The 2,645-nt window shown below is 69.2% G+C and carries 4 protein-coding genes; 3 read left to right on the forward strand and 1 reads right to left on the reverse strand.

The genetic code is table 11. From position 1 onward, the window contains the following. The 3 genes from JWR81_RS29875 to JWR81_RS29885 form a co-directional block, all read left to right on the forward strand. The coding region (locus tag JWR81_RS29875; RefSeq protein ID WP_297660459.1) for a helix-turn-helix transcriptional regulator at nt 1–319 on the forward strand (319 nt) is incomplete at its 5' end. A 13-nt stretch (nt 320–332) separates the two neighbouring features. Then, nucleotides 333–761 (forward strand): SRPBCC family protein, encoded by a 429-nt coding sequence (locus tag JWR81_RS29880; RefSeq protein WP_297660462.1) that lies wholly within the window; start codon nt 333–335, stop codon nt 759–761. Beyond that, complete coding sequence (locus tag JWR81_RS29885) at nt 758–1,027, forward strand: YciI family protein (protein ID WP_297660464.1); 270 nt, start codon at nt 758–760, stop codon at nt 1,025–1,027. Before JWR81_RS29880 ends, JWR81_RS29885 begins: the two co-directional genes overlap by 4 nt. Nucleotides 1,028–1,563: 536 nt before the next feature. On the opposite strand, the gene JWR81_RS29890 is transcribed toward JWR81_RS29885, so the two are convergent. Further along, nucleotides 1,564–2,645: alpha/beta hydrolase (locus tag JWR81_RS29890; protein ID WP_297660466.1), on the reverse strand; the 1,082-nt coding region annotated here is incomplete at its 5' end.

Below are 2,645 nucleotides of genomic sequence, written 5' to 3' on the forward strand. Positions count from 1 at the left end.
CGCGCTGGGCGACCCGACCCGGCAGTCGATCATCGACGTGCTGTCCCGGGGGCCGCTGGCCGTCGGGCAGCTCGCCGACGTGCTGCCGGTCAGTCGACCGGCCGTCTCGCAGCACCTGAAGGTGCTCAAGGACGTCGGGCTCGTTATCGACCGTCAGGAGGGGACGCGCCGGCTCTACCAGGTCGATCCCGAGGCGCTGGCGGTGGTGCGCCGGCACCTCGACGCGTTCTGGGAGCGGTCGCTGACAGCGTTCGAGCAGAGGATCCGATCCGAGGAGGACGAACCCGATGACGCAGGTAGTAGAGACGATCCGGCGTGAGGTGACGGTCGGCGTGAGCAGAGTGCGCGCCTTCGAGATCTTCACGGCCGACATGACGTCGTGGTGGCCGACGGCGCATCACATCGGTTCGGCCCCGATTGCCGAGATCGTGGTCGAGCCCCGGGTCGGTGGTCGGTGGTTCACCCGGCACGAGGACGGGACGGAGACCTCGACCGGTCGGGTCGCGGTCTGGGACCCGCCCGGCCGGCTGGTGGTGACTTGGCAGATCGGAGCCGACTGGCGCTACCACGACGATCTCGTGACCTCGGTCGAGGTGCGGTTCCTCGAAGAGGCGCCTGCGAGGACGCGCGTCGTGTTGGAGCACCGCGACCTCGAGGGGTTCGGCGAGCATGCCGAGGCCATGCGCGACACGTTCGAGCAGCCGGGGGCGTGGACCGCCACCCTGGACGCCTATGCCGTCGCCGCTGGGAAGGCGTCGTGAAGTACGTCCTGTTCTACGAGTCGGCCGACGACGTCGCCTCGAAGGCGCCCGAGCACTTCCCGGCGCACCGACGGCGGCTCGCTGAGTTCCACGAGCGTGGGGAGTTGCTCATGGTCGGCACGTTCGCCGACCCGCAGAACCAGGGCTCCATGGGGATCTTCGCGACCAGACAGGCGGCGGAGTCGTTCGTGGCCGGGGACCCGTTCGTCGAGCACGGGGTGGTGAAGGCCTACGAGATCCGCGACTGGGCCGAGATCCTCACCTGAGGGTTTCCGCCTGTCCTGCGCGGATGGGTCAATGTTCCCGCAGCCTCGGTTCCCTCGGCCTCCCCACCGTTGTGCGGCGTCCTGGATCAGGTCGGCGATCTGGCTGAGGGAGGTGAGCAGGAGCAGCGCCGCGAGGCCCTGTCGGTCTCGGGCGGCGACCGTGCCTAGGATCGCTATCGCGAGCGCGAGGTCGCGGGCGGGACACGGTGTAGTCGACGTAGAGGCCCGCAGCGGCCCCTGTGGTGGTGGAGGCCGACGAGGTGGGTGACGAGGTTGGCGATCATCTGCTCGGCGGGTGGCCACGCGACCTTTAGGTCCGGTCGGTGCGCAGGATGGCCTGACCGTCCATGCCAGCCCTGACCAGCAGCGCCAATCGCGGGGAGGCTGGTGTGGGTGGGTGCGATCCCGGCGGCCTGGCAGCGGGTGATCCCTGCGCTGAGGGAGGCGAACGCATTCGGGCTCGTCGCGATGGCGCCGGCCGGGGTCACCAGGGCGGACAGTCCCGGCGGAGCCGCAGGCGCCGGTCCGCTCCGAGATCAGGTCGGACAGGTGCGGGCGGTGTCGTCGTGCTCAGTGAGGAACGTGGTGACGAGGGCGGCGAGCTGCTCTGGTGCGTCGTAGTTCGCGGCGTGCGGGGCGTCGGGGATGACCGCGAGGTGACCGTGGGGGAGGAGGGCGGTCACTTTCTCGGCCCACTCCTGGGAGACCATGGCGCCGTGCCCGCCGCGGACCACCAGCGTGGGGGAGTTCAGGTGCGCGAGCTGGTCCTGCACCGGAGAGTTCAGTGCGTCGAGCAGGGTGTGCCACATGCGCCGTGGACCGGCCCGCAGATAGTCGGCCGTGGCCAGGGCGACCTCGGAAGGATGTTCACGGGGTGCATCGGCGAGTAGACGAGCGATCTGCCGGATCGCGGAGGGGGCCGAGGGATCACAGGTCGGGCTGACGAGTATCGCCCGGGAGACCAGATCCGGGTGTCGTTGCGCGAGTGTGGTGATGACCTGGCATCCCAGCGAGTTGCCCAGCAGGGTCGCGCGGGACAGCCCGGCGGCCGACATCCAGCCGGCGACACTGTCGGCGAGGGCGGTCAGCGGCAGCGCGGTGTGCGGTCCGGAGCTGTGTCCGAAACCGGGCAGGTCGAGTGCGTACACGCGCAGTGTCGACATCAGTCGCACCAGCGTGGGCACCATGTAGCGGCTCGACACCCCGAGCCCGTGGATGAGCACGATCGGATCATGGTGGGTCACGGCCGACTGGTGGGTCGGGATGCGCACGTGGATCCGGTGGCCGTCGACGAGTGCGCTGGTGCAGGTCGCGCCGGACCGGGCGCACCCACTGTGTGACGGATGGATCTGCGCATTCTCGTCATCGATATGGACCAATTGCCTGAACAGGGTTTTCGCCCCGATTCTCGTCTTCTCGGGTACTGGGGGGACGCTCCGCATTCTGACTTCTCCTGCAATGATCTCATCCAGCGGTAGCCGACGGACGTCAACCGCTCTGGATGTCGGGGTGTGGAAAGGGCGGTACGCGTGGTGACATCGGCGTCCTCTGTCGAGGAGCGACCCGAATCCGAAGGCTCGGCTTCCGCTGGGCAGGCGGGCGTGCGGCCGCCCCTGAG

It is taken from the genome of Pseudonocardia sp. (assembly GCF_025965585.1).
GTDB lineage: Bacteria > Actinomycetota > Actinomycetes > Mycobacteriales > Pseudonocardiaceae > Pseudonocardia.